The organism is Serratia sp. P2ACOL2 (assembly GCF_003691565.1).
GTDB classification, from domain to species: Bacteria; Pseudomonadota; Gammaproteobacteria; order Enterobacterales; family Enterobacteriaceae; genus Serratia; species Serratia liquefaciens.
Map to the genome: position 1 here is coordinate 945,619 of NZ_CP033162.1, position 24,841 is coordinate 970,459.

Sequence of the window (24,841 nt, forward strand, 5' to 3'; positions counted from 1 at the left end):
ATCATCAATCGGGCAGGAATGTGCTAACATTCTCTGCCTGTTAACTGCCACTGCCGCCAAATAAATGAAATTTCCTGGTAAACGTAAGTCCAAACACTATTTTCCGGTGAACGCCCGCGATCCGCTCTTGCAGCAAGCTCAGCCTGAAAATGAAATCAGCACCTCCTATATCGTCGGTATCGATCAGACGCTGGTGGATATCGAAGCCAAAGTGGACGATGCCTTCGTCCAGCGTTACGGTCTGAGCCTGGGGCACTCCCTGGTGATTGAGGATGACGTCGCCGAGGCGCTGTATCAGGAACTGATCGACAATAATCTGATCACCCACCAATTTGCCGGCGGCACCATCGGCAATACTCTGCACAACTACTCCGTGCTGGCGGACGACCGTTCCGTTCTGCTCGGCGTGATGTGCAGCAATATCAAGATTGGCAGCTACGCCTATCGCTATCTGTGCAACACCTCCAGCCGTACCGATCTTAACCACCTGCAGGCGGTTGACGGTGCTATTGGCCGCTGCTTTACGCTGATCGGCGAAAGCGGCGAACGGACCTTTGCCATCAGCCCCGGGCAGATGAATCAACTGCGGCCGGAAAGCGTGAAGGAAGAGGTGATTGCCGGTGCTTCGGCGCTGGTGCTGACGTCATATTTGGTGCGCTGCAAGGAAGGGGAGCCTATGCCGGCTGCCACCATGCAGGCAATTGAATTTGCCAAAAAGCACGACGTACCGGTAGTACTGACGCTGGGCACCAAGTACGTGATCGCCGATAACCCGCAATGGTGGCGCGACTTCCTGCAACAACACGTGTCGATCCTGGCGATGAACGAAGATGAAGCGCTGGAGTTGACCGGGTTGAGCGATCCATTGACTGCCTCTGACATGGCGCTCGAATGGGTGGATCTGGTGCTGTGCACCGCCGGGCCAAACGGTCTGTATATGGCGGGTTATACCGAAGAGTCGAATAAGCGGGAAACCCAGCATCCGCTGCTGCCGGGGCATATTGCCGAATTCAACCGTTATGAGTTCAGCCGCGCTATGCGCCGTGAAAGCTGTGAAAATCCGTTCCGCATCTATTCGCACATCGCGCCTTACATGGGCGGGCCGGAGAAAATCATGAACACCAACGGTGCCGGCGATGGCGCACTGTCGGCGTTGCTGCATGATATCGCCGCCAACGGTTATCACCGCAATAACGTGCCTAATTCCAGCAAGCACGTTCGCAGCTATCTGACCTATTCCTCGCTGGCGCAGGTGTGTAAATACGCTAACCGTGTCAGCTATCAGGTGCTGAATCAGCATTCGCCGCGCCTGACGCGTGGCCTGCCGGAGCGGGAAGACAGTCTGGAAGAGTCTTACTGGGAACGCTAACAAGCAAAAGGTCCGGCAAGCCGGACCTTAGATTACTCATAAAGCCCGTTATTAGGGAGAGCGTGCCGAAGGGGTCGTAGCGGCTTGCCCGCCGACCCATTTGCCGGGAGCAAATGGGAACGACGTCCAAGTCGGCCCGCAGGGTGGGACACAAGGATGTGTCCCATAACCGCCCCTCGGTGCGCTAGGCCCGGCTATCTCGGGTTCAAAAACAACTTGTTATCAGATTAAGGTCCGGCATGCCGGACCTTTTTTATATCGAATCGCCGATCAGATCGGGCAACCGCCCATTTTCTCTTCTTCGCTCAGCGTATCCAGTTTGAGAATATTCAGCATGCTGTTGGCGATTTCTCGTTCGCCCATCACTACCTGATTCGCCCCGCGATCGGAGATATAAGACACTTCGTCATCGTAGTGCGCACGGGCGATGATCTCGATGTTCGGCCGCTTGGTACGTGCCGAAGCCACGATTTCACCGGCCTCGTAACCGTTGGGAATGGTCAGCAACAGCCAGCGTGCACAGTCGAGTCGCGCCAGATCCATCACTTCCGGATTGGCAGCGTTGCCCAGCACCGTTTTGATGCCTTGTTCACGCAGGGCTTCCACCCGTGGGCGGGAGTTCTCAATCACCACCAGCGGAATACCGACTTCGGCCAACTTTGCCCCCAGCAGGCTGCCGACGCGGCCATAGCCGACCACCAGCGCATGGTTGCACATATCGACCGGGATCTGCTTTTCTTCTTCCACCGCTTCTTCCATTATCTGGTCTTCCATGGTTTCGGTTTTGGCCAGATAACGCTCAAGCAGCGTGAACAGCAACGGATTCAACATAATCGACAAGATAGCCCCGGCCAGCACCAGATTGCGGCCGTGCTCCGACATCATGCCCAGCGTGATCCCAAGGCCGGCCAGAATGAAGGCGAACTCGCCAATCTGCGCCAGACTGGCAGAAATAGTCAGCGCGGTGCGTTTGGAGTGGCCGAACATTTTCACCAGCAGGAACGCTGCCGCCGATTTCCCGAACACGATAATCGCCAGCGTTGCCAGCACCGCCAGCGGCTCGTTGATCAGGATCATCGGATCAAACAGCATGCCGACCGACACAAAGAACAGCACGGCGAAGGCATCGCGCAACGGTAAGGTATCGTGGGCCGCGCGATGGCTCAGCTCCGACTCGTTCAGCACCATGCCGGCGAAGAAGGCTCCCAGGGCAAAGGAAACGTCGAACAGCTTCACCGCGCCATAGGCAATGCCGAGCGCCAGTGCCAACACGGCAAGGGTAAACAGCTCGCGCGAGCCGGTGCTGGCGGTTTTCGCCAGGATCCACGGCACCAGCCGGCGGCCCACCACAATCATCAGCGCAATAAAGGCGATGACTTTACCAATGGTGATTGCCAGCTCAGTCAGCAACTGGCCGCTGCTGGCGTTGTCATTGCCCAGCATGTTGCCGAACGCAGGCAGCAATACCAGCGTCAGCACCATCGCCAGGTCTTCAACGATCAGCCAGCCAATGGCGATTTGCCCGCGTTGGCTGTCGATCAGTTGGCGTTCTTCCAACGCACGCAGCAGCACCACGGTACTGGCGGTAGAAAGACAGAGACCGAACACCAGGCCGGAAATCAAATCCCAGCCGAGCAGCTTTGATAGCCCCATACCCAACAGAGTGGCGACGGCAATCTGTGCTACGGCACCGGGAATAGCGATATGTTTAACTGCCAGGAGGTCTTTAAGCGAGAAATGGAGGCCAACACCGAACATCAACAGGATCACGCCGATTTCCGCCAGTTCCGGTGCCAGCGAGGTGTCGGCAACAAAACCGGGGGTAAAAGGGCCGGCGAGCACGCCTGCGGCAAGATACCCCACCAGCGGGGAGATGCGCAGGCGATTCGCCAGCATTCCGAGGAGGAAGGCAAGTACTAACCCTCCGACAATGGTGGTGATTAAGGGTGTTGAATTATGCATCCAGACTCCTTCTAGCTATGCATGGCAGCAGAGGGGAAACGCAACAAAGTTACGAAAAGATACATTTAGTTTATTGCATTTGTTCGCGTCTTGCTTAGCTAAATTGAGCTTTTTTGCGAAAAAGCAGAGGATTCCGCTTTGGGCAGGGCAGTAAGGAGATTTAACACTAAATAAGTCAAATAACGTTGGTTTGTTCGGGAGATAACCCGACTGAGCGCAATGATTCAGCCGGGTTTTATCAGGGGTATTACGAGTTATGGTCCATATTAGGCAGTAATGCGGTGATAATGCCGATCAGTGGCAAGAAAGCACAGATTTGGTAGACCAATTCGATACTGGTCAAATCTGCGACATAACCAAGAACGGCTGCGCCTAATCCCCCCATACCAAAAGCAAAACCGAAGAATAAACCGGAAACCATACCCACTTTCCCGGGGATCAGCTCCTGTGCATAAACCAGAATGGCCGAAAATGCCGAAGCGAGAATTACCCCGATAATGACGGTTAAAATGCCGGTCCAGTAGAGAGAAGCATAGGGTAAAGCCAGCGTAAATGGCGCCGCACCCAGTATTGAGCCCCAAATGACATATTTACGCCCTATCTTGTCGCCGAGAGGCCCGCCAATTATGGTTCCTGCTGCTACGGCAAAAAGGAATGCAAACAGGTGAAACTGCGCATTCTGCACGGAAACGCCGAACTTATGTATCAAATAAAAGGTGTAATAGCTGCTGATACTGGCCAAGTAGAAGTATTTGGAGAAAATCAGCACCAGCAGGATGCCCAGCGCATAGGTGACAGTACGTTTTGGCAGCGGTTTCACCGTCGAGGACGCTTTTGGCTGACCTTTTGTTGCCCGGTGCTGATGTTGATACCATTTGCTGACTTGCAACAGCACCACAATAGCCAACAGCGCGGCCAGTGAGAACCAGGCCACGTTACCTTTGCCATAAGGCGCAATAATCAGCGCGGCCAGCAGGGGGCCGAGAGAGCTGCCAAAGTTACCGCCGACCTGGAACAACGATTGAGCCAGGCCATGTCGGCCACCGGAGGCCATGCGCGCAACGCGGGAGGACTCAGGGTGGAATACCGAGGAACCGGTGCCGACCAGCGCCGCCGCCAGCAGCACCAGCGGGAAGGTATTGGCGACGGACAGCAGCAGCAGCCCACAAAGCGTAAAGCCCATGCCGATCGGCAACGAATAGGGCTGCGGGTGTTTATCCGTGTAGTAACCGATTAACGGTTGCAATAAGGAAGCCGTGAGCTGATAGGTCAGAGTAATCATGCCGATCTGCACGAAGCTGAGGCTGAAGTCAGCCTGCAGGATCGGGTAAATCGCCAGGATCAGCGATTGAATCATGTCGTTAAGCAGGTGAGAGACGCTGATGGCACCGAGAATCGAGAATGCAGTCCCTTTAACCGCGCTGCCCTTGGCCGGTGGCATGGCAGTATCGCTACGGTCGGTCATTTTATTATTAGCCTGGTAAGTTTTAGAGGACAGAGCAGATATCTTAGCAAGTTGTTCAATATTTGCCATATCCGACATAATTTGACGTATATCGCAAAAATTTGAAATCAAAGGGCTTTGTTTCGCGTTACAATTTCGGTCACCTCAAAAAAGCCGTTAATGATCATATGGAGTTCTGCCATGCGCTTTTCGCTAAAAACCACCGCATGCGCTCTGGCCGTATCCCTGACTTTCCTGTCGGGAGCCGCCAGCGCCTGGGAAAAGGATAAGACCTACGACATCACCATTTTGCACACCAACGATCACCACGGCCATTTCTGGCAGAACGATCATGGCGAATATGGCTTGGGTGCACAGAAAACCTTGGTAGACAGCATCCGTCAGGAAGTCGCAGCGCAGGGGGGCAGTCTGTTGCTGCTGTCGGGCGGTGATATCAACACCGGCGTGCCGGAATCCGATCTGCAAGATGCCGAACCGGACTTCCGCGGCATGAATCTGGTGGGTTACGACGCAATGGCGATCGGTAACCATGAATTCGACAACCCGCTCAGCGTGCTGCGTCAGCAGGAAAAGTGGGCGACCTTCCCCCTGCTGTCGGCCAACATTTATCAAAAAAGCACCCAGCAGCGTCTGTTCAAGCCCTATGCCTTATTTAACAAGCAGGGGATCAAGATTGCGGTCATCGGCCTGACGACGGATGACACGGCCAAGATTGGCAACCCGGAGTATTTTACCGACATCGAGTTCCGTGTTCCTGCACAGGAAGCCAAACAGGTAGTGGAGCAATTGCGTAAGGACGAAAAGCCGGACGTGATTATCGCCGCAACGCACATGGGCCATTACGATGACGGCAATCACGGCTCCAACGCGCCGGGCGATGTTGAGATGGCGCGCAGCCTGCCTGCCGGCTATCTGGACATGATCGTTGGTGGTCATTCGCAGGATCCGGTCTGTATGGCGGGCGAGAACCACAAGCAGGTGGATTATGTGCCGGGCACGCCGTGCGCGCCGGATCGTCAGAACGGCACCTGGATTGTGCAGGCGCATGAGTGGGGCAAGTACGTGGGCCGCGCCGATTTCCAGTTCCGTAACGGTGAGCTGAAGCTGGTGCATTACCAACTGATCCCGGTCAACCTGAAGAAGAAGGTGGAGAAAGCCGACGGCACCAGTGAGCGCGTGTTTTACACCCAACAGATCGCAGAAGATCCTTCCATGATGAAGCTGCTGACGCCGTTCCAGGAAAAAGGTAAGGCGCAGTTGGACGTCAAGATTGGCAGCGTCAACGGCAAGCTGGAAGGCGACCGCAGCAAAGTGCGCTTTGTACAGACCAACCTGTCACGCGTCTTGTTGGCAGCGCAGATGGAACGTGCCGAGGCTGACTTTGCGGTGATGAGCGGTGGCGGGGTGCGTGACTCGATTGAAGGCGGCGATATCACCTATAAAAACGTGCTGAAAGTGCAGCCATTCGGCAATACGCTGGTCTACGTCGAGATGAAAGGCAGCGACGTGGAAAAATACCTGGCTGTAGTCGCCAACATGAAGGTAGATTCCGGGGCCTATGCGCAGTTTGCCAACGTTAGCCTAACGGCGGACGGTCAGGGCGTCAGCAACGTCAAGATCAAGGGGGAACCGCTGCAGGCGGACAAAACCTACCGTATGGCCACGTTGAACTTCAATGCGTTGGGCGGCGACGGTTATCCGAAGCTGGATACCCTGCCAAGCTACGTCAACACCGGGTTTATCGATGCCGAAGTCTTGAAGCAATACATCGAGAAGCACTCACCGCTGGACGCAGCGGCTTATGAGCCTAAAGGCGAGATCGTTTATCAATAATATTATGGCGGCTTTTACCGGTTAAAAGCCGCCGTCGATTTTCCCCGCATTACCACACTTCCAGTATAAAAGAATTCGAATATTATTAATTTCAATATTGTTTTCCCTGTCTTGCATAATTGTATTTCTATTTTCTTTGTCTATACCTTTAGGGTTAATGATTTTATCTTGCTTAAATCATAATTTTTCCAGGGAATAAAACTCAGCGAAATAATCGTGATTGAAGAGGAAATGAAATGTACAGGGCAGCAGTGCTTTTATATGGCGTCGTCGGCTATTTTTTGGGGTTGGTTGGCTTTGTTTTGCTTATTTTATTACTTAACGGCTGGGGGCTGAGAAATATGGTCGCCGTTAGGGAGGATACCGACGTATGGCCCTGGCTGGTGAATATCGTTTTGCTTTTGCTGTTTGGCTTGGTGCATTCCGTTATGGCCCATGAGAGGTTCAAGGCCCGTTTGGCGCTGTCCCCGGCATTGGAAAGAAGCTCCTATGTGTTAATTGCCGGTGCGTCGTTGGCGCTGCTGGCGCTTGTGTGGCAACCACTGCCGGGCGTCTTGTGGCGGCTACCGCCAGACAGTGTTGCCGCATGGGGGCTTAACGGTATTAGTGCGCTAGGCTGGCTCGTGGTCTTTGCGTCAACCTGCATGATCAGCCACACCGACTTATTTGGCTTGCGACAATCCTGGCTGCAATGGAGAGAACGCCAATATACCGATTTGCCTTTTCAGGTAAGAGGATTTTACCGGTTGACACGGCATCCCATGATGACGGGAATGTTACTGGCATTTTGGTTCACGCCAGAGATGACCGCTGGGCGTCTATTATTTAATTCAGGTATGACATTATATATTTTGGTGGGTGTTTATTTTGAAGAACGTAGCCTGCTTAAAGCTTTAGGGGCGGATTATCAGCGGTATTGCCGACATGTTCCCATGTTGTTGCCGCGAATGGGGATACGGAATAAGCCGACGGAGTAATCAGATCCCGCGGCCGACGTTGGGACTGCGGCCGCGTCATCAGGCTTCTAGTCGCGCTTGGCGATATCGGCGAAGCTGCCGGCCAACAGCCGGCAAAGATCTTGCGCCGCCAGTTCGATGTCCAGCCCGCGTTTACCGCCGGAGACATAAATGGTGGCGAACTGCTGTGCCGGGCTGTCGATCACCGTTGGCAGCCGCTTTTTTTGCCCCAGCGGGCTGATGCCGCCGACCAGATAACCCGTCACGCGCTGCGCCAGTAGCGGATCGGCCATCTCTGCCTTTTTGGCGCCGAGCGCACGAGCGACCTTTTTCAGATCCAACTGTGTAGCTACCGGCGTGACCGCCACTGCCAGATGTTTGGCGTCGCCGTTCAGCGCCACCAGTAACGTTTTATAGACGCGGTCTGCATCCAGCCCCAATTTTTTCACTGCTTCATCGCCGAAGTTGGTTTCAGCACTGTCGTGATGATAAGGATGAAGGGTAAAAGCGACTTTTTGTTTCTCAAGCAGGATCACTGCGGGCGTCATGTGTTTTCCTCTTCCCCGTTAAGTGGGAGGTTGCAAACGGATGCAACAAAATTACAAAAATATAACGGTAACAGCAACCTGAGTGGCAGCCGCGTAAAGCGGGTTGCCAAGATGTTCACTGGGTTGCTACCCTGTCTGTTGTAACCGTTAACACGGTTGCTATGCGTATAACTAAAATACAAGAAATTCCTCTTTGACTGGCCAGTAGCGATATTGGCCACTTTTTTACTGCGCCTGCAGCATCGCCGGCAGATTATCCTCGCCATACAGATGCAGTGCGCCTACCGCCACCACGTAATTTCCTGGCGGTAACGCCTCCAGCTTTTGTTGCCAGTCGCGATTTCGTTGGTGCATCAACACGTCGTACAAATCGGCGCTGAATGTGGCGGGCAGGGTTTCGAGCATACCGCTGGGTTTCGCGTCTATCCACCAACTCACCATGGTTTGCAGCAAGCGCGCGTTAGTGTGCCAGTGCTCCAGCGTGTCGCGCAGCAATGCCATTCCTCCCTCCGGTAACTGTTCCAGCATACTCATCTGGTGTTCCGCCCCTTCCAGCTCAATCACCTTTTTATGCTGGTCTCTGGCCGCCTGCAACAGTTGATAATCCACGCCGTATTCGGCGCGTAATCCCAATCGCTGAGCCTGACGGGCTTGCATCATTAACGCTACCTGCCAGCCGGGCAGGGTGGAAAAACTGTCGACGTCGGCACCCAGCTCCTGGCACAGCGTCAGTAATTGCTGAAATTCTGACTCTGAGAGCCGCTGTTCAAGTTCCGGTTGCTGTTCGATGCGGTCAAAGGGCGAGGCGGAACCGGTGATGTCGGCTTCAACAATCAGGGCATCTGCCTGTTTGAGGCGAGCTGCCAGCTTGGCCGGCAGCGGCGACATATCCACCGTGCCCATATGAATGCTGCCCACCAGATGGAACTGACGATCGCCGGGCAGTCGAATATCCAGCGCCGGGTAGGCGTAAGTCATCGGGGATATCAGGCCGAGAAAGGCGGCGATTCGGCGTAACAGTTGACCCATACAGCGTGGCTCCTGAATAGCGTGTTCACCCTTGGCTTGGCAAGGTGAGGATTCCCCATGCTAAACGCTATCCGCCGGACAAGAAAGCCTGAAGAGTGAAGGAATTATCCCAAAGAAAAAGGGGCGCACTATTTGCGCCCCTTGGGTATTTAGCGTTTGGGTTTAAAACGCAGCAGTCGGTTGGCGTTACTGACCACGGTAATGGAGGACAGCGCCATAGCCGCGCCCGCCACCACCGGACTGAGCAGGGTGCCGGTTAACGGATACAGTACCCCGGCGGCAATCGGGATGCCGAGCGTGTTGTAAACAAAGGCTCCCAGCAGGTTCTGCTTCATATTGCGCAATGTGGCTTTAGACAGCTCAAGCGCATCGGCGACGCCGTTCAGGCTGTGGCGCATTAGGGTGATGGCGGCAGTCTCAATGGCGATATCGCTGCCGCCTCCCATGGCGATGCCGACATCGGCCTGCGCCAGCGCCGGCGCGTCGTTGATGCCGTCGCCGATCATGGCTACGCGGTGACCCTGCGCCTGCAGCTGTTTGATCGCTTCGGCTTTGCCCTCCGGCAACACGCCGGCAATCACCCGGTCGATACCGGCCTCTTTGGCAATGGCGTTGGCGGTCACCGGGTTGTCGCCGGTTAACATCACCAACTGATAGCCCTGACGGTGCAAGCGCTGTAGCGCTTCCACGCTGTCGGCGCGCAGCGGATCACGGATGGCGAACAGCGCGGCCGGCTTACCCTCGACGGCCAGCAGCACCGGCGTAATGCCGCGCTCTGCCTGTTGCTGCATCTGTGTGTCCAGCTCGGCGATGGCTACCTGATGCTGTTGTAATAACGCAGCATTGCCCAGCAGCAACTTCATGCCGTCCACTTCGCCGCTAACGCCGGCACCGCGCAGGGTACGGAACTGCTCAACCTGCGGCAGCGCTTGTCCTTCGGCGTGATCAACGATGGCACGGGCCAGCGGGTGGCTGGCGCCCTGTTCCAATGCGGCAGCCCAGCGCAGTGCCTGCTGCTCGCTCACCTGGTTAAACGTGAGGATTTCCACCACCCGCGGCTGACCTTCGGTCAGGGTGCCGGTTTTATCAAACACCAGGGTGTCGAGTTGGCTTGCCTGCTGCAAGGCATCGGCATCACGTACCAGCACGCCAAATTCGGCGGCGCGGCCCACTCCGGAGATGATCGACATCGGCGTCGCCAAACCCAGTGCGCAAGGGCAGGCGATGATCAAGACCGTGGTGGCGATCACCAGCGTATAAACCAGCTGCGGTTGCGGGCCAAAGAAATACCAGATTGCGGCGCTGAAAAGGGCGATAGCCACTACCGTCGGGACGAATACTGCAGAAATGCGATCCGCCAGCTTACCGATCTCAGGCTTACTGCTCTGCGCCTGACGCACAAGCTTGATGATGCGTGCCAGGGTGGTTTTGCTGCCGATAGCGCCGGCAAGGAATAGCACACTGCCGTCATCGACCACCGTCCCGGCATGTACGGTATCACCCACGCTTTTTTGTTGCGGCACCGCCTCGCCGGTCAGCATTGCTTCATCCAGCCAGACTTCACCCTGAATTATCTCACCGTCTACCGGAATACGATCGCCGGTTGTCAGCCGCAGCGTCATGCCGAGCTGCACCTGCGCCAACGGGATGCTTTTCTCGCCATCGTCGGTCACCAGGCGCGCCGTCGGCGGCGTCAGATCCAACAGCCGTTCCAGCGCCTGCGATGAGCGTTGGCGAGCGCGTTGTTCCAACGCATGGCCCAGGTTTATCAGACCGATGATCATTGCGCTGGCTTCGTAGTACAGATGCCGCGCCGCCATCGGGAAGAAATCCGGCCACAGGTTGACGCTGATTGAATACAGCCAGGCGGCACCGGTGCCCAGTGCGACCAGGGTGTCCATGGTGGCGCTGCCGTTCATCAGCGCGCGCCAGGCATTACGATAGAAATGCCCGCCGGCGAACACCATCACCGCCAGCGTGAGCAGGCCGACCAGCAGCCACGGACGCTGAGTTTCCGGCGTCAGTGACATGCTGCCACCAAACAGCCCCCAGGCCATCAAGGGGATACCCAGCGCCAGGCCAAGCGCGGCTTGCCAGCGAAAACGCTTCATATTGGCTTGCGCAGTTTGCTGTTGGCGCTCGCGGCGTTCGGTTTCGTCCTGGATCATTTCTGCGCCGTAACCGGCTTTCTCGACCGCCGCGACCAGCGCTTGTGGATCGGCGCTGCCGGTGATCAGCGCGCTGCGTTCCGCCAGATTGACGCGCGCCTGATCTACACCGGATACGCTTTGTAGTGCATTTTGCACTTTACTGACGCAGCTGGCGCAGCTCATGCCACTGAGCAAAAGCTGCACGCTGTCATCATCATCGCCATTAGAGGTTGCCGGAAGGGGAGACGAGGCCGTTGCCTGGGTTTCCGGCAATACAGGGACTGATTCAGTCAACGGCTCAGTTTTTGGGGAGGTAGCGGCTCCGGCAAGGCTCGCGTGATAACCCGCGTCTTCAACTGCGGCGATCAACGCCTCGGAAGCGGCGTCACCGTAAACCTTGGCGCTGTCGATACTGACGTCGGCGGCAATCACCCCCGGCACCGCTTCCAGCGCTTTGCGGGTGCTGGCAGCGCAGTGCATGCAGCTCAGACCGTTCAACTGCAGCTCGGTATCCGGCTGTTGCGCCACGGCGGCCTGATAGCCGGCAGCGACTACGCTGTCGATCAGCGCCTGGCTCGACGCCTCGCCAGTGACTTTGGCATAGTGGACATTGACCTCTGCCTGTTCGACATCTTCGCGGCTTTCCAGGGCTTTTTTCACCCGCTGCGCGCAGTTCATGCAGGTCAGCCCCTGCAATGCCAGCACTGTGGTTTGTGACATGATTCGATTCCTCGCTCAGGTGCGGTGTTTAAAGGTTGACCGCTTAGCCTATTTTCACTAAGAATGGAGTCTAAACCTTCCAGCAAGGGGAAGGTCAAGGGGGATAAATGAATATCAGCGACGTGGCGAAAAAAACCGGTTTAACCAGCAAGGCAATCCGCTTCTATGAAGAGAAAGGGCTGGTTACCGCGCCGATCCGCACCGATAACGGCTACCGCAGCTACAGCCCGAAGCACATTGAGGAGCTGACGTTGCTGCGTCAGGCGCGGCAGGTGGGGTTTAACCTGGACGAATGCGGCGAACTGGTGGCGTTGTTCAACGATCCGGCCCGTCACAGCGCCGATGTGAAAGCACGCACCCTGCAAAAAGTGGCGGACATTGAAAAGCACATCGCCGAGTTGGGTGAGATGCGCCAGCGTTTACTGGCGCTGGCGGATCAGTGCCCGGGGGATGACGGAGCAGAGTGCCCGATCATTAATAACCTGGCAGGGTGTTGCCACACAGAGAAACGGTGAAAAAGATAACGGTTATTAGCTAGATCACAGAACTTATGTTCATTGATCAACCATACAACTTACTCCCATTTATCCCCTACCAAATGCCTTTTATTGTTGCTATGTCCATAAGGACTTCGCTTACTAAGAGGTTTTTCGTTATGAATACTTGTCCTGATATCGCAACATTACGAACTATTATCCCTACCTCGGCTAATGAATTTATCGAGGTTGTTTCTTATTATTCAGGCTGGCACGGAGATGATCAATTGCAGTCTGGCGGTGGGGTTTTCATTTCTTCTACTGATCCTGACCTTATTGATGATGCAGGAATTTATATAAAACCCAATTCACAGTGGACATGGGTTCGTGCGTTAAACAGTCAGTCTCTGGTATCGCCAAATATGTTTGGTGCCCGTGGCAATGGTAGTGCAGATGATACTAACGCACTAACGGCCGCTTTTTTGACAACATATGATACGGTTTGTCAGCAGGGGGCAACTTATATGACGTCTGACACCGTACGTATTAAGAATGGTAATTCTGGTAAGAAAGTTATTAATCTGAATGGTGCAACTATTAAGGCTAAGCCAGGTCATCTGAAACCATTTTTTGCTAATCAAACCTCTACTTCTGAGGCTTATGACTATTTGCATGGTGTGGAAATGTTTGGTGGCACGTTATATGGCTGGGTAAAGCGTGAAAGTGTTTATCACCAGGTGTCTTCACATAACGGTTTTGTCGCGGGAGACAAAAGTTACTTCTATCATATGACAGTGCGGGGATTTTGTGACGGTATGGTATTAATGGGCGACTCCGTCGCTTTCGACGTGAGTGTCGATGAGTGTAGGGATAATTTAATTGTCGTTAAGAACAATGATAATGTGGTCAGTAATATAACAGGTGGTTATTGCCTTGGCGATGGGGTTTTAGTTAAGGGCAATAAAAATATTGTTGCTAAAGTCACTATTGCTGGCGCGGGAATACCAGCCAGTACTTTTGAGCCTGGTTATGTGTCTGGTTCTATTGTTGCTTTAGGGCAGGATAGTCAACTCGATGGAATGACTTCAAACTGTTATGTCATTGATGTTAAATGTGGAACATGGGGTGGTGGTGGGGTCATTGTCGATGGAAAAAATAATTTTTGCGACAATATTGTGGGTGGCGACTGTTACTATCTTGAACAGACGAATGCTTCTGCCATTCTAAACGGAGCGCCGGCAGTGTATGTCGGTGGCAGCAAACACCGAATCAATAATGTTACTGTTGGGCACTGTATTAGAGGAGTGGAAATACATGATGGTTCAGAAGGCAACCTCATTGACAATATTTCTATAGCATCGTGCCGGGTACATCCAGGATTAAGTGCGTCTGGTACTCAGTTGGATAGTCGCATTGGTAAATTAACGTTCGGTCGTCTGATTGGCAATAAGGCTTTAGATCTTAACATGAGTGGTCTGGTTATAGATCAGATTACGGTTAATGAATATGCAAGTGCTTTCGGAAGTGGAGGGAGTCTTTGCAGCATTAAGAAACCAGCAACAATTGGTAGCTTGGTATTTAACAGCAAGTCGGCAAATAACATGCTGCCGGTAGTGTTGATGGAGGCAAATGCGAACATTGATAATCTGATTGTGAACAACAACAAGTCCGTTAGTTTACAAACTATGGCAAGCGTCACCCAACTGCCACAGAATTTGACAATCCAACAAACGGCAGATGCCATTGACTCAGCGGTTAAAATATTCGGAGACGGAGCCTTATTCGTTAAAACCTGGCAGATCAAAGGCAACCCGACAGTCCTGCCAAGTCTTCGGGGGCAGATACACAATTAACTATTGAACACTATCCTTCCGACAGTCTGCCATGGAAAGTGACCTATCCTGCAACCTCAAAAGTCATTGTTCTAAACTCGGCATTGATTGCATAAACAAAAAAGCCGGGACCCTCCCGGCTTAATGAGTTAACGGGATTGTTGAGGTAGCGCGCGGATCACCAGCGTTATGCCTTCGACGGCGATCACTTCCACCTCGGTGCCCACCGCCAGATCGTCACTGGCCTGCGCACGCCAACTGCTGTCGCCGATGTTAATGCGCCCCATGCCGTTGTGCATGGGTTCCGTCAGCGTGGCGCGGGTGCCAATCAGCTGGCGGTTGCGCTGGTTCAGTACCTGCGAACCGCTGGAGGCCGCCGCCGGACGTTGGCGCAGCCAATACCACCACAGGTAGGCCACCACCACGGTCAGCACGGCAAAAATCACCCCCTGCCATTCCCAGGCCAACTGCGGCAACAACCAGACAATCGCGCCGACCACCACCGCGGATACGCCGCTCCATAACAGGTAGCCGCTGGCGCCGAGCATTTCGGCCGCCAGCAGCAGCCCGCCAAGGGAGAGCCAGAACCAGTGCGGGTTTGCTGCAATTTGTTCGAGCATGGTTACTTGCCTTTGGTGTCTTTCAACAGCTCGGCAATGCCACCAATTGAACCGAGCAGGCTGCTGGCATCCAGCGGCATCATGATGACTTTACTGTTATTGGCGGAGCCGATCTTCTGCAGCGCATCGGTGTATTTCTGCGCCACAAAGTAGTTCACCGCCTGGATATTGCCACTGGCGATAGCATCGGACACCAGTTGAGTCGCACGAGCTTCGGCTTCCGCGGCACGTTCACGGGCTTCCGCCTGCAGGAACGCAGACTGACGCTCACCTTCCGCCTTGAGGATTTGCGACTGTTTGTCGCCTTCGGCACGCAGGATAGCAGCCTGACGTACGCCTTCAGCCTCCAGAATATCCGCACGCTTGGTTCGCTCGGCCTTCATCTGGGCGTTCATTGCCGAGATTAACTCTGCCGGTGGACGTACGTCACGGATCTCGATACGGGTGATTTTAATGCCCCAGGGGTTGGTGGCCTCATCGACAATGTGCAGCAGGCGGCTGTTGATGCTGTCACGCTGCGAGAGAATTTCGTCCAGCTCCATCGAGCCGAGCACGGTACGGAAGTTGGTCATGGTCAGGTTGACGATCGCCAGTTCCAGGTTGCTGACCTCATAAGCGGCACGGGCCGGATCCACCACCTGGATAAAACACACCGCATCGATGGCCACATTGGCGTTATCGCGCGAGATGATTTCCTGAGATGGAATATCAAGTACCTGTTCCATCATATTGATTTTTCTGCCGATGCGGTCCATAAAAGGCACCACCAGGTTTAAACCTGGCATCAGCGTTTTGGTGTAGCGGCCGAAGCGTTCCACCGTCCATTGGAACCCCTGCGGAACAATTTTGACGCCGGCAAATACGATGATTAGCGCGACGACAATCACGATGGGAATAAGGGTAAACATGGCAAACCTCCTGTCGGACATATGTAAACGAATATTACGCCAGCTACCGTGCAAAGACTAATAAATCAGGGGCGTTGTGCCATTAACATTCCAAATTGGCATGTTTCCAATAATTTTAATTCATTTCATGACGTTGTCCGCCTTGGCTAGAGTAAAAAGCATTGCCGTTTTTCACTTCAAATATTTGTCATTTATATTTGCGACTATGCTTTTTGAAATGACATCTAGCGCCAAGGATTGTTATGGACTCAATCAGTGTTGATGAACTCGCCCCGAAAAAAGATCGTTGGTATCGCATTGTGGAGGAATTGTTGTCCTCCGCCGATGTAGCCATCAACGGCAACCGCGCCTGCGATATCAAGGTACATAATCCGGCGTTGTTTAAACGCATTTTGCAGGAGGGATCGCTCGGGTTCGGCGAAAGCTACATGGATGGCTGGTGGGACTGTGAGCGACTGGATGTGCTATTTACCCGCATTCTGCAGGCGGGCGTCGATGAGCGCTTGCCTAAAAACCTGAGCGACGTTGCGCGCATCGCCTATGCCCGGCTGTTTAACCGTCAGTCGCGTAAACGCGCCTGGCAGGTGGGTAAGGAGCATTACGATATCGGTAACGATCTGTTCCGCGCGATGCTCGATCCCTATATGCAATATTCCTGCGGCTATTGGAAAGACGCTGACACGCTGGAGCAGGCGCAGCAGGCCAAGTTGAAAATGATCTGCGAGAAGTTGCAGCTGAAACCCGGTATGTCACTGCTGGACATCGGCTGTGGCTGGGGCGGATTGGCTCAATATGCGGCAGAAAACTACGGCGTGTCCGTGTATGGCGTGACGATTTCCGCCGAACAGCAAAAGCTGGCGCAGGAACGCTGCCAGGGATTAGACGTGGAGATACAACTGCAGGATTATCGCGATCTTGACCGTCAGTTTGACCGCATTGTCTCCGTCGGCATGTTCGAACACGTGGGGCCGAAGAACTACGACACGTATTTCCGCGTAGCAGCGCGCAACCTCAAGCCCGATGGGCTGTTCCTGCTGCACACCATAGGTGCCAATCAAACCAATTTGCACGTCGACGCCTGGATAGACAAATACATTTTCCCCAACGGCTGCCTGCCATCGGTACGGCATATTTCCGAGGCCAGCGAAGGGCGTTTTGTAATGGAGGATTGGCACAATATCGGCGCCGATTACGATCGAACGCTGATGGCCTGGTATGAAAATTTCAAACGGGCGTGGCCGCAGCTGGCCGAAGAGTATTCCGAGCGGTTCGAGCGGATGTTCACCTATTACCTGAATGCCTGCGCCGGCGCGTTCCGTGCACGGGATATTCAGCTATGGCAGGTGTTGTTCAGCCCGAAGGGGGTGGACGGTGGGGTTCGTGTTTATCGCTGATATCCCCTTCGTCTTTCCAGCCACATCGTTGTTGGCTGCACGCTCGAGCCCTGGTCACTTAGTTATCTAAGCTCCCAGGGCTTCTCGCGTTTGCCGCCTAGATGTGGCGGGAAATCCATTGGGGATCTGTCCCAAATAACTAAGGCCATACCCTAAATAATTGGAGTTGCATCACGGCGGCAAGTTTGTAAGTCCCCAGGAGCTTACTTAAGTAAGTGACTGGGGTGAGCAAACGCAGCCAACACAGATGCAGCTTCAAGTATGACGGGTATTAATACAGTAATGAATACAACTGACGCCGGTACTTAGCTGCTAATGCGTCACCGGTGCCCAGCGCGGCCAGAATATCCATCAGCGTCTTGCGCGCGTTGCCATTGGCGGCGGCGAGATCTTTCTTCAGATGCCCCATCAGCAGCTCCAACGCTTCTTCATTGCGCCCGACCTGATGCAGTTGCAGCGCCAGCTGCACGGCTAAATCGACGTTCTCCGGTTGCTGTTCCACCTGCTGTTGCAACTGTTGAATTTCCGGCGTGTCGGCAGCCTGCTTCAGCAGCTCAATCTGCGCCACCAGACCCTGATAGCGGGTATCACGATCCTGCAGCGGAATGGTCGCCAGCACGGTTTCGGCATCTTCAGTGCGGTTCAGCGCTATCTGGGTTTCTGCCAGTGTCAGGCCAATATCGCTGCGTTGCTGGCTGGCTTGCCAGGCGTCTTTCAACAGCGGTAACGCCTCAGTGGCATTACCTTCGGCCAGCAATTCAGTCGCCTGCGCCAGCTTCAAATCTTCTTCTTTGGGCAGGAAACGCTGCAGGAATTCGCGGATCATCTCTTCCGGCTGCGGGCCCTGGAATCCGTCGACCGGCTGGCCGTCTTTGAACAGGTACACCGTCGGCAAAGAACGCAGGCCAAACTGGGCCGCGATGGCCTGTTCGGCGTCGCAATCCACTTTTGCCAGCACGAACTGACCGGCATATTCCGCCGCCAGTTTGTCCAGTATCGGGGTGAGCTGCAGACAGTGTTGGCTGCGATCCGACCAGAAGTAGAACACCACCGGCAGGGACATTGACTGTTCCAGCGTCTGGTGCAGGTTAGTTTCGTTAATATCAACAACAGCTTGAGCTAGCATGTATTTTCTCTCTGATCTTGCGGAGCCATTGGCTTTTAAATGGGGGCGGAGTGGCGTTCTTCAACCCCGCCGGCCCAATTAACCGTTGCTGCGCAGCAGCCAGTCCAGGCAGCGGCCCGGCAGGATGCGACGCAATACGCTGAGCGCGTGCGCCAGCAGGGTCACCGGGTAACGCAGTTTAGCCCTTGGACTTTCCAGCGCGTGGCGCAATTTGGGCAAAATGGCTTCCGGCGGCAGCGTCAGGCGCTTGGCAATACCGGGGTTATGCACCGGTTTGTCGCTCTGCGCCTGATTGACGTTCTGGGTAAAGTGGGTGGAGATGGGGCCAGGCTCAATCAGGCTGACCTGAATGCCGGTACCGTGCAGCTCCATGCGCAGAGCATCGGACCAGGCTTCCAGCGCAAACTTGCTGGCGGCATAGGCACCGCGTCCGGCGCTGGAAACCAGCCCCATCACCGAACTGGTCTGAATAATGCGCCCCTCGCCGTGCGGCAGCATTGCCGGCAACAGCAACTGGGTTAACTGATGGGTGCCAAACAGGTTGGTGGCGAATTGGCGTTCCAGCTGCTGGCGCGAAATGCTGCTCAGCGGCCCATAAACGCCAAAGCCGCCGTTGTTGAACAGGCCGTACAGCCGATTGCCGGTCAGTTCGATCACCTGTGCGGCGGCACGTTCGACGCTGTCGCTGTCGTCCAGATCCAGCTCAATGCCTTCCAGCCCAAGCTGGCGCATGTTTTCCACGTCCTGCGGTTTGCGGCAGGCGGCCAGCACGCGGTAGCCACGGTTACGCAGATCCTGTGCCGCAATCAATCCAATCCCGCTGGAACAGCCGGTTATCAACACTGCTTTTTGCATAACTTTACCTAGTGTACAACGCTATTTAGTTAGACTCATGTTTTACTAGAGGTTCCAGACGTTCCGCCATCCAGGTGGCGATAAACGGTTGGGCATCCTTATTGGGATGCAATCCGTCATCCTGCATCCATTCCGCTTTTACCACCACCTGCTCCATATAGAACGGCAGCAGCGGAATGTTGAACTGTTTAGCCAACTGAGGGTAAACCGCGCTGAAGGCCTCGGTATAACGGCGACCATAGTTGGGCGGGATGCGGATCTGCATCAGCAGCGGCTGTGCGCCGGCCTGCTGTACCAAGGTGATGATTTGGCCGAGATCGCGCTGCAGGTCCTGTGCCGGGAAACCTCGCAGACCATCGTTGGCGCCTAATTCAATCAGCACCCAGCGCGGCTGGTGCTGTTTAAGCAATTCGGGCAGGCGGGCCAGCCCCTGTGCAGCGGTGTCGCCGCTGATACTGGCGTTGACCAGTTGCGGATCGCCCGGCTTTTTCTGCCATTGATCGGCCAACAGCGTCGGCCAGGCCTGCGCCACCGGCAAGCGATAACCGGCGCTTAAACTGTCGCCTAAAATCAACAGGGTATCGGCGGCGACAGCGCGTAAACTGAATAATCCCAACAGCAAAAGGAAGGGAAGATGCCAGCGGAAAACGTTCTTGAAGTTCATCATCTTAGTAAACACGTTGGTCAGGGTGAGCATCAGCTCTCCATCCTTACCGGAGTCGAGCTGGTTGTCAAACCCGCGCAGACAATTGCCCTGATTGGCGAGTCCGGTTCGGGCAAGTCAACGCTGCTGGGGATCCTCGCCGGGCTGGACGACGGCAGCGAAGGGGAGGTGCATTTGTTGGGCGAATCGCTGACCGCGCTGGACGAAGAGGGCCGCGCCGCGCTGCGTGCCAAAAATGTCGGCTTTGTATTTCAATCATTTATGCTGGTACCGACGCTCAATGCGCTGGAAAACGTGCAGTTGCCGGCGCTGCTGCGCGGTGAAAGTGACCGCCAGAGCCGTGAGCAGGCGGTGCAACTGTTGGAACAGTTGGGTTTGGGCAAGCGCCTTGATCATTTGCCGGCGCAGCTCTCCGGTGGCGAACAGCAGCGGGTGGCGCTGGCGCGGGCGTTTAGCGGGCGGCCACGGGTGCTGTTCGCCGATGAGCCGACCGGCAATCTCGATCGCCAGACCGGCGAGCGCATCGCCGATTTGCTGTTTTCACTCAACCGCGATTTCTCCACCACCTTAATCCTGGTCACTCATGATGAAACCCTGGCGGCGCGCTGCCAGCGGCGGCTGCGCCTGCGCGAAGGCAAGCTGTGGGAGGAAGCATGATCTGGCGCTGGTTCTGGCGCGAGTGGCGCTCGCCGTCGCTGCTGATCGTTTGGCTGGCGCTGACGCTGTCGATGGCCTGCGTACTGGCATTGGGCAGCATCAGCGATCGTATGGACAAGGGCCTGAGCCAACAGAGCCGCGATTTTATCGCCGGTGACCGTGTGCTGCGCAGCGCCCGGCCGGTACCGGAAGGCTGGCTGCTGGATGCGCAGCAGCAGGGGCTGAAGGTCAGCCGGCAGCTGTCGTTCACCACCATGACCTACGCCGGAGACCGGCCGCAATTGGCGGACGTGAAGGCCACCGATCTGGCCTATCCGCTGTACGGCAAGCTGGAGACCCGTCCGGCTAATGCCAAGCTGACGCCGGGCAGCGTATTGGTCGCACCGCGTTTGCTGGCGCTGTTGAACGTAAAGGTGGGGGATACGTTGGACGTGGGCGACACCCAACTGCGTATTGCCGGTGAAATCATTCAGGAGCCGGATTCCGGCTTTAACCCCTTCCAGACCGCGCCGCGTATCATGATCAATCTGGCGGACGTGGATAAAACCGGGGCTGTGCAGCCGGGCAGTCGCCTGACCTACCGTTATATGTTTGCCGGAGCTGCGCAGGATATTCAGCGTTACGAAGATCGCCTGACGCCGCAGCTTGGGCCGGATCAGCGCTGGTTCGGACTGCAGGAATCCGGCAGCGCATTAGGCAAATCGCTGCAGCGTTCGCAGCAGTTCTTGCTGTTGTCCGCATTGCTGACTTTGCTGCTGTCGATTGCCGCCGTAGCGGTGGCGATGAGCCACTATTGCCGCAGTCGTTACGATCTGATCGCGGTGCTGAAAACGCTGGGTGCCGGTCGTAGTGCGCTGCGTAAGCTGATTGTCGGCCAGTGGCTGGCGGTGATCCTGCTGGCTGCGATATGCGGGGGGATTATCGGGTTGGGATTTGAGGCGGTGTTGATCCGCCTGCTGGCTCCGGTGTTGCCGGGGGAGCTGCCTGCCGCCGGGACCTGGCCGTGGCTGTGGGCGATCGGCGCGTTGCTGATGATTTCGCTGCTGGTGGGGCTGCGGCCATACCGGCAGCTGTTGGCGACTCAGCCGCTGCGGGTGCTACGTCGCGATGTGGTGGCTAACGTCTGGCCGCTGCGCTACTTCCTGCCGGTGACGGCGGTGATTGTGGTAGCGTTGCTGACCGCGCTGATGGGCGCCAGCACGCTGCTGTGGTCGATCCTGGCCGGTATTCTGGTGCTGGCCTTGCTGTTGGGCGCTATCGGTTGGGGCAGCCTGCTGCTGCTGCGTCGTATTACGCTTAAAAACCTGGCGCTGCGTCTGGCGGTTAACCGTCTGTTGCATCAGCCTTGGGTGACGGTGAGCCAACTGGCGGCCTTTTCGCTGTCGTTTATGCTGTTGGCGTTATTGCTGGTGTTGCGTGGCGATCTGCTCGAGCGCTGGCAGCAACAACTGCCGCCGGACAGCCCAAACTACTTCCTGTTGAACCTGACCGAAGCGCAGGTGCCGCAGGTGAAGACTTTCCTGCAACAGCATCAAATTGCACCTGAGACCTACTATCCGATTGTCCGTGTTCGCCTGACCGAGATTAACCAGCAGGTGGCGACCGAACGGGTGCACGAGGACGATCCGGGCGGTGAAGCGGTGAATCGCGAACTGAACCTGACCTGGCTGGCGGATTTGCCAGCGCACAATCCTTTGCTTGCGGGCAGTTGGCCGCCTAAGACCGGCGAAGTGTCGATGGATCAGGGTATTGCCGGGCGGCTCAAGATCAAGCTGGGCGATACGCTGACCTTCAGTGGCGATACCCAGTCGTTCAGCGCCAAGGTGACCAGCCTGCGGCAGGTGGATTGGGAAAGTCTGAAGCCGAACTTTTACTTTATCTTCCCGCCGGGTGCACTGGATGGCCAGCCGCAAACCTGGCTCACCAGTTTCCGCTATGACGGGGACGGCCAGATGTTAACCCAGCTTAATCGCCAGTTCCCGACGCTCAGCCTGCTGGATATCGGCTCGATCCTCAAACAGGTGGGCGGCGTGCTGCAGCAGGTCAGCCGCGCACTGGAAGTGATGGTGGTGCTGGTGGTGCTGTGTGGCGGCCTGTTGCTGATGGCTCAGGTGCAGGTGGGGATGCGTCAGCGACGTCAGGAGTTGGTGGTGTATCGCACACTGGGCGCAGGCAAGCGCCTGTTGCGCAGTACGCTGTGGTGTGAATTTGCCCTGCTGGGGCTGGTGGCGGGCATCGCCGCTGCGGTGGGCGCTGAGGCGGCACTGTGGCTGTTGCAAAGCCAGGTGTTTGACTTCCCGTGGGCACCGACACCGGTGCTGTGGTGGGCACTGCCGTTGCTCAGCGCGCTGTTGCTGTCGCTGTGTGGCGGTTGGCTGGGCGTGCGTTTGCTACGTGGTCAGGCGCTGTTCCGCAGCTACGACGGCTAGTTCCTTCAGGTTATCGACCGGCCCATTGTCAGGGGCCGGTCGACGTTACTCTCCGCACGACCCGTTTCTCGTTAACACTACCGCTTTCAATCCCTGCCTCGATCTGTCGGCCATCCTCTTGGCCGAACTCTGCGTGAAATCGGTTACACTCTGCCTTCGGGTTACTCAATTTATTGGGAGCGGCCAAGGTAAAATGATATTGCTGTCACCACCATATTAGGGCATGAATGCTTATGTTTAGCCTTTAAAATCAGTGGTGAGTGTTGTTTTTAAGGTTGTGTTTCTGTTTTTATCTAAACAAATAATAAATGTAATCGTTTCCACTAATGTGATCGCACTCACTTCTCTCTGGCGAATTGCCTCCTATCATACGGGCAACTTAAGCACGTTATCGTTTGGAGGCTGTATGAGTACTACCGTCAAAGTGTCGGCGGCTGAAAAGAGCCAGAGCAATGCAGGGATGACTTTTTTCGTCTGTTTTCTGGCCGCACTGGCTGGGTTGCTATTCGGTCTGGATATCGGGGTTATTGCGGGTGCTCTGCCGTTTATCACCGACTCGTTTAACATCACCAGCTCCCAGCAGGAGTGGGTGGTCAGCTCAATGATGTTTGGGGCGGCGGTCGGCGCCGTGGGCAGTGGCTGGATGAATTTCCGTATCGGGCGTAAATACAGCCTGATGATTGGCGCCGTGTTGTTTGTCGTCGGTTCACTGTGCTCAGCCGCGGCTCCCAACGTGGAAATCTTGCTGATTTCTCGCGTGCTGCTTGGGCTGGCGGTGGGGGTGGCTTCTTATACCGCGCCGATTTATCTGTCTGAAATTGCCCCGGAGAAAATTCGCGGCAGCATGATCTCGATGTATCAGTTGATGATTACCATCGGCATTCTGGCGGCCTACCTGTCGGATACCGCATTCAGCTATACCGGCGCTTGGCGCTGGATGCTGGGCGTGATCACCATCCCTGCGGTATTGCTGTTGATCGGCGTGTTCTTCTTGCCGGATAGCCCGCGCTGGCTGGCTTCGCGCAATCGCCATGAGCAGGCGCGCCAGGTATTGGAAAAGCTGCGTGACACCAGCGCTCAGGCGCAGCACGAACTGAATGAAATTCGCGAAAGCCTTAAGCTGAAACAGAGCGGCTGGGCGCTGTTTAAAGACAATAAAAACTTCCGCCGTGCCGTGTTTCTTGGCGTCCTGCTGCAGGTGATGCAACAGTTCACCGGGATGAACGTCATCATGTACTACGCACCGAAAATTTTTGGCCTGGCGGGCTTTGCCAGTACCGCACAGCAGATGTGGGGGACGGTGATTGTCGGCCTGGTTAACGTGCTGGCGACCTTTATCGCCATCGGGTTGGTTGACCGCTGGGGGCGCAAACCGACGCTGACGCTGGGCTTTGTCGTCATGGCGGTGGGCATGGGCGCGCTGGGGACCATGATGAATGTGGGCATGACCTCGCCGGCCGAGCAATACTTTGCCATCATCATGCTGCTGATGTTTATTGTCGGTTTTGCCATGAGCGCCGGCCCGCTGATTTGGGTGCTGTGTTCAGAGATCCAGCCGCTGAAAGGCCGCGATTTTGGCATAACCTGTTCTACCGCCACCAACTGGATTGCCAACATGATCGTCGGGGCGACGTTCCTGACCATGCTCAATTCGCTGGGTAGCGCGCACACTTTCTGGGTGTACGCAGCGCTTAACCTGGTATTTATCTTCATCACGCTGGCGTTGATTCCGGAAACCAAAAATATCTCGCTGGAGCATATCGAACGCAATCTGATGGCCGGTAAACCGTTACGCAACATTGGTTCGCGCTAGCCGACAGGCTGGGCATAGGATATTCGTTCAGGCAT

General features: G+C 55.5%; 19 protein-coding genes. 9 read left to right on the forward strand and 10 right to left on the reverse strand.

Annotation, left to right across the window (positions count from 1 at the left end):
* Positions 1-64: 64 nt before the first annotated feature.
* Positions 65-1,369, forward strand: a complete 1,305-nt coding sequence (locus EBA31_RS04495) for an inosine/guanosine kinase (RefSeq protein ID WP_020825541.1) — start codon at positions 65-67, stop codon at positions 1,367-1,369.
* 270 nt (positions 1,370-1,639) lie between these two features.
* Here the strand turns inward: EBA31_RS04495 and ybaL are convergent, their stop codons facing one another.
* Together ybaL and EBA31_RS04505 are read right to left on the reverse strand one after the other, a co-directional pair.
* Complete coding sequence (gene ybaL / locus EBA31_RS04500) at positions 1,640-3,331, reverse strand: YbaL family putative K(+) efflux transporter (protein ID WP_122077529.1); 1,692 nt, start codon at positions 3,329-3,331, stop codon at positions 1,640-1,642.
* 247 nt (positions 3,332-3,578) lie between these two features.
* On the reverse strand, positions 3,579-4,796 hold the full coding sequence (locus tag EBA31_RS04505; RefSeq protein ID WP_020825543.1) for an MFS transporter: 1,218 nt from the start codon (positions 4,794-4,796) through the stop codon (positions 3,579-3,581).
* A 180-nt stretch (positions 4,797-4,976) separates the two neighbouring features.
* On the opposite strand from EBA31_RS04505, the gene ushA reads away from it, so the two are divergent.
* Both ushA and EBA31_RS04515 read left to right on the forward strand, forming a co-directional pair.
* On the forward strand, positions 4,977-6,629 hold the full coding sequence (gene ushA, locus EBA31_RS04510; protein ID WP_122077531.1) for a bifunctional UDP-sugar hydrolase/5'-nucleotidase UshA: 1,653 nt from the start codon (positions 4,977-4,979) through the stop codon (positions 6,627-6,629).
* 236 nt (positions 6,630-6,865) lie between these two features.
* Entirely contained in the window at positions 6,866-7,606 is a 741-nt protein-coding gene (locus EBA31_RS04515) for an isoprenylcysteine carboxylmethyltransferase family protein (protein ID WP_122077533.1), read from the forward strand.
* A 47-nt stretch (positions 7,607-7,653) separates the two neighbouring features.
* Here EBA31_RS04515 and ybaK read toward each other — a convergent pair whose 3' ends face one another.
* From ybaK to copA, 3 genes are all read right to left on the reverse strand, one after another.
* A complete protein-coding gene (gene ybaK, locus EBA31_RS04520) occupies positions 7,654-8,133 on the reverse strand; it encodes a Cys-tRNA(Pro)/Cys-tRNA(Cys) deacylase YbaK (RefSeq protein ID WP_020825546.1) in 480 nt (159 codons plus the stop codon).
* A 225-nt stretch (positions 8,134-8,358) separates the two neighbouring features.
* Positions 8,359-9,162 (reverse strand): TraB/GumN family protein, encoded by an 804-nt coding sequence (locus EBA31_RS04525; protein ID WP_122077535.1) that lies wholly within the window; start codon positions 9,160-9,162, stop codon positions 8,359-8,361.
* Between the two features lie 149 nt (positions 9,163-9,311).
* Positions 9,312-12,032 carry a copper-exporting P-type ATPase CopA gene (copA, locus tag EBA31_RS04530; protein ID WP_122077537.1) on the reverse strand — a complete coding sequence of 907 codons (2,721 nt, stop codon included), beginning with the start codon at positions 12,030-12,032 and terminating at the stop codon, positions 9,312-9,314.
* Positions 12,033-12,139: 107 nt separating this feature from the next.
* On the opposite strand from copA, the gene cueR reads away from it, so the two are divergent.
* A complete protein-coding gene (gene cueR, locus EBA31_RS04535; RefSeq protein ID WP_122077539.1) occupies positions 12,140-12,547 on the forward strand; it encodes a Cu(I)-responsive transcriptional regulator in 408 nt (135 codons plus the stop codon).
* A 140-nt stretch (positions 12,548-12,687) separates the two neighbouring features.
* Positions 12,688-14,361: a hypothetical protein gene (locus EBA31_RS04540; RefSeq protein ID WP_238387430.1), complete on the forward strand. Its 1,674-nt coding sequence runs from the start codon at positions 12,688-12,690 to the stop codon at positions 14,359-14,361.
* A 128-nt stretch (positions 14,362-14,489) separates the two neighbouring features.
* Here EBA31_RS04540 and EBA31_RS04545 read toward each other — a convergent pair whose 3' ends face one another.
* On the reverse strand, positions 14,490-14,960 hold the full coding sequence (locus EBA31_RS04545; protein ID WP_122077541.1) for an NfeD family protein: 471 nt from the start codon (positions 14,958-14,960) through the stop codon (positions 14,490-14,492).
* A gap of 2 nt (positions 14,961-14,962) precedes the next feature.
* Positions 14,963-15,868, reverse strand: a complete 906-nt coding sequence (locus EBA31_RS04550) for an SPFH domain-containing protein (RefSeq protein WP_020825551.1) — start codon at positions 15,866-15,868, stop codon at positions 14,963-14,965.
* 242 nt (positions 15,869-16,110) lie between these two features.
* Between EBA31_RS04550 and cfa the strand changes: the two genes are divergently transcribed.
* Positions 16,111-17,262 (forward strand): cyclopropane fatty acyl phospholipid synthase, encoded by a 1,152-nt coding sequence (gene cfa, locus EBA31_RS04555; RefSeq protein WP_122077543.1) that lies wholly within the window; start codon positions 16,111-16,113, stop codon positions 17,260-17,262.
* Positions 17,263-17,533: 271 nt separating this feature from the next.
* Here cfa and EBA31_RS04560 read toward each other — a convergent pair whose 3' ends face one another.
* The 3 genes from EBA31_RS04560 to tesA all read right to left on the reverse strand — a co-directional run bounded on the left by EBA31_RS04560 (position 17,534) and on the right by tesA (position 19,907).
* On the reverse strand, positions 17,534-18,388 hold the full coding sequence (locus EBA31_RS04560) for a co-chaperone YbbN (protein ID WP_041414284.1): 855 nt from the start codon (positions 18,386-18,388) through the stop codon (positions 17,534-17,536).
* Positions 18,389-18,466: 78 nt separating this feature from the next.
* Positions 18,467-19,243: an SDR family oxidoreductase gene (locus EBA31_RS04565; RefSeq protein WP_046374326.1), complete on the reverse strand. Its 777-nt coding sequence runs from the start codon at positions 19,241-19,243 to the stop codon at positions 18,467-18,469.
* A 25-nt stretch (positions 19,244-19,268) separates the two neighbouring features.
* The gene (gene tesA / locus EBA31_RS04570) at positions 19,269-19,907 is read right to left on the reverse strand and encodes a multifunctional acyl-CoA thioesterase I/protease I/lysophospholipase L1 (protein WP_044548763.1); all 639 of its coding nucleotides are present in this window, start codon (positions 19,905-19,907) and stop codon (positions 19,269-19,271) included.
* Here tesA and ybbA point away from each other — a divergent pair.
* The 3 genes from ybbA to EBA31_RS04585 all read left to right on the forward strand — a co-directional run bounded on the left by ybbA (position 19,878) and on the right by EBA31_RS04585 (position 24,806).
* Complete coding sequence (gene ybbA, locus EBA31_RS04575) at positions 19,878-20,564, forward strand: putative ABC transporter ATP-binding protein YbbA (protein ID WP_020825556.1); 687 nt, start codon at positions 19,878-19,880, stop codon at positions 20,562-20,564. The two genes, tesA and ybbA, sit on opposite strands and share 30 nt — an antisense overlap.
* Entirely contained in the window at positions 20,561-22,993 is a 2,433-nt protein-coding gene (gene ybbP, locus EBA31_RS04580) for a putative ABC transporter permease subunit YbbP (RefSeq protein WP_122077547.1), read from the forward strand. Before ybbA ends, ybbP begins: the two co-directional genes overlap by 4 nt.
* Before the next feature lie 406 nt (positions 22,994-23,399).
* On the forward strand, positions 23,400-24,806 hold the full coding sequence (locus EBA31_RS04585; RefSeq protein ID WP_020825558.1) for a sugar porter family MFS transporter: 1,407 nt from the start codon (positions 23,400-23,402) through the stop codon (positions 24,804-24,806).
* Positions 24,807-24,841: the final 35 nt, after the last annotated feature.

Bases quoted from the DNA above. Each gene is read 5' to 3' on its own strand.
- EBA31_RS04495 (WP_020825541.1), top strand. From the start codon at position 65: ATGAAATTTCCTGGTAAACGTAAGTCCAAACACTATTTTCCGGTGAAC.
- ybaL (WP_122077529.1), bottom strand. From the start codon at position 3,331: ATGCATAATTCAACACCCTTAATCACCACCATTGTCGGAGGGTTAGTA.
- EBA31_RS04505 (WP_020825543.1), bottom strand. From the start codon at position 4,796: ATGACCGACCGTAGCGATACTGCCATGCCACCGGCCAAGGGCAGCGCG.
- ushA (WP_122077531.1), top strand. From the start codon at position 4,977: ATGCGCTTTTCGCTAAAAACCACCGCATGCGCTCTGGCCGTATCCCTG.
- EBA31_RS04515 (WP_122077533.1), top strand. From the start codon at position 6,866: ATGTACAGGGCAGCAGTGCTTTTATATGGCGTCGTCGGCTATTTTTTG.
- ybaK (WP_020825546.1), bottom strand. From the start codon at position 8,133: ATGACGCCCGCAGTGATCCTGCTTGAGAAACAAAAAGTCGCTTTTACC.
- EBA31_RS04525 (WP_122077535.1), bottom strand. From the start codon at position 9,162: ATGGGTCAACTGTTACGCCGAATCGCCGCCTTTCTCGGCCTGATATCC.
- copA (WP_122077537.1), bottom strand. From the start codon at position 12,032: ATGTCACAAACCACAGTGCTGGCATTGCAGGGGCTGACCTGCATGAAC.
- cueR (WP_122077539.1), top strand. From the start codon at position 12,140: ATGAATATCAGCGACGTGGCGAAAAAAACCGGTTTAACCAGCAAGGCA.
- EBA31_RS04540 (WP_238387430.1), top strand. From the start codon at position 12,688: ATGAATACTTGTCCTGATATCGCAACATTACGAACTATTATCCCTACC.
- EBA31_RS04545 (WP_122077541.1), bottom strand. From the start codon at position 14,960: ATGCTCGAACAAATTGCAGCAAACCCGCACTGGTTCTGGCTCTCCCTT.
- EBA31_RS04550 (WP_020825551.1), bottom strand. From the start codon at position 15,868: ATGTTTACCCTTATTCCCATCGTGATTGTCGTCGCGCTAATCATCGTA.
- cfa (WP_122077543.1), top strand. From the start codon at position 16,111: ATGGACTCAATCAGTGTTGATGAACTCGCCCCGAAAAAAGATCGTTGG.
- EBA31_RS04560 (WP_041414284.1), bottom strand. From the start codon at position 18,388: ATGCTAGCTCAAGCTGTTGTTGATATTAACGAAACTAACCTGCACCAG.
- EBA31_RS04565 (WP_046374326.1), bottom strand. From the start codon at position 19,243: ATGCAAAAAGCAGTGTTGATAACCGGCTGTTCCAGCGGGATTGGATTG.
- ybbA (WP_020825556.1), top strand. From the start codon at position 19,878: ATGCCAGCGGAAAACGTTCTTGAAGTTCATCATCTTAGTAAACACGTT.
- tesA (WP_044548763.1), bottom strand. From the start codon at position 19,907: ATGAACTTCAAGAACGTTTTCCGCTGGCATCTTCCCTTCCTTTTGCTG.
- ybbP (WP_122077547.1), top strand. From the start codon at position 20,561: ATGATCTGGCGCTGGTTCTGGCGCGAGTGGCGCTCGCCGTCGCTGCTG.
- EBA31_RS04585 (WP_020825558.1), top strand. From the start codon at position 23,400: ATGAGTACTACCGTCAAAGTGTCGGCGGCTGAAAAGAGCCAGAGCAAT.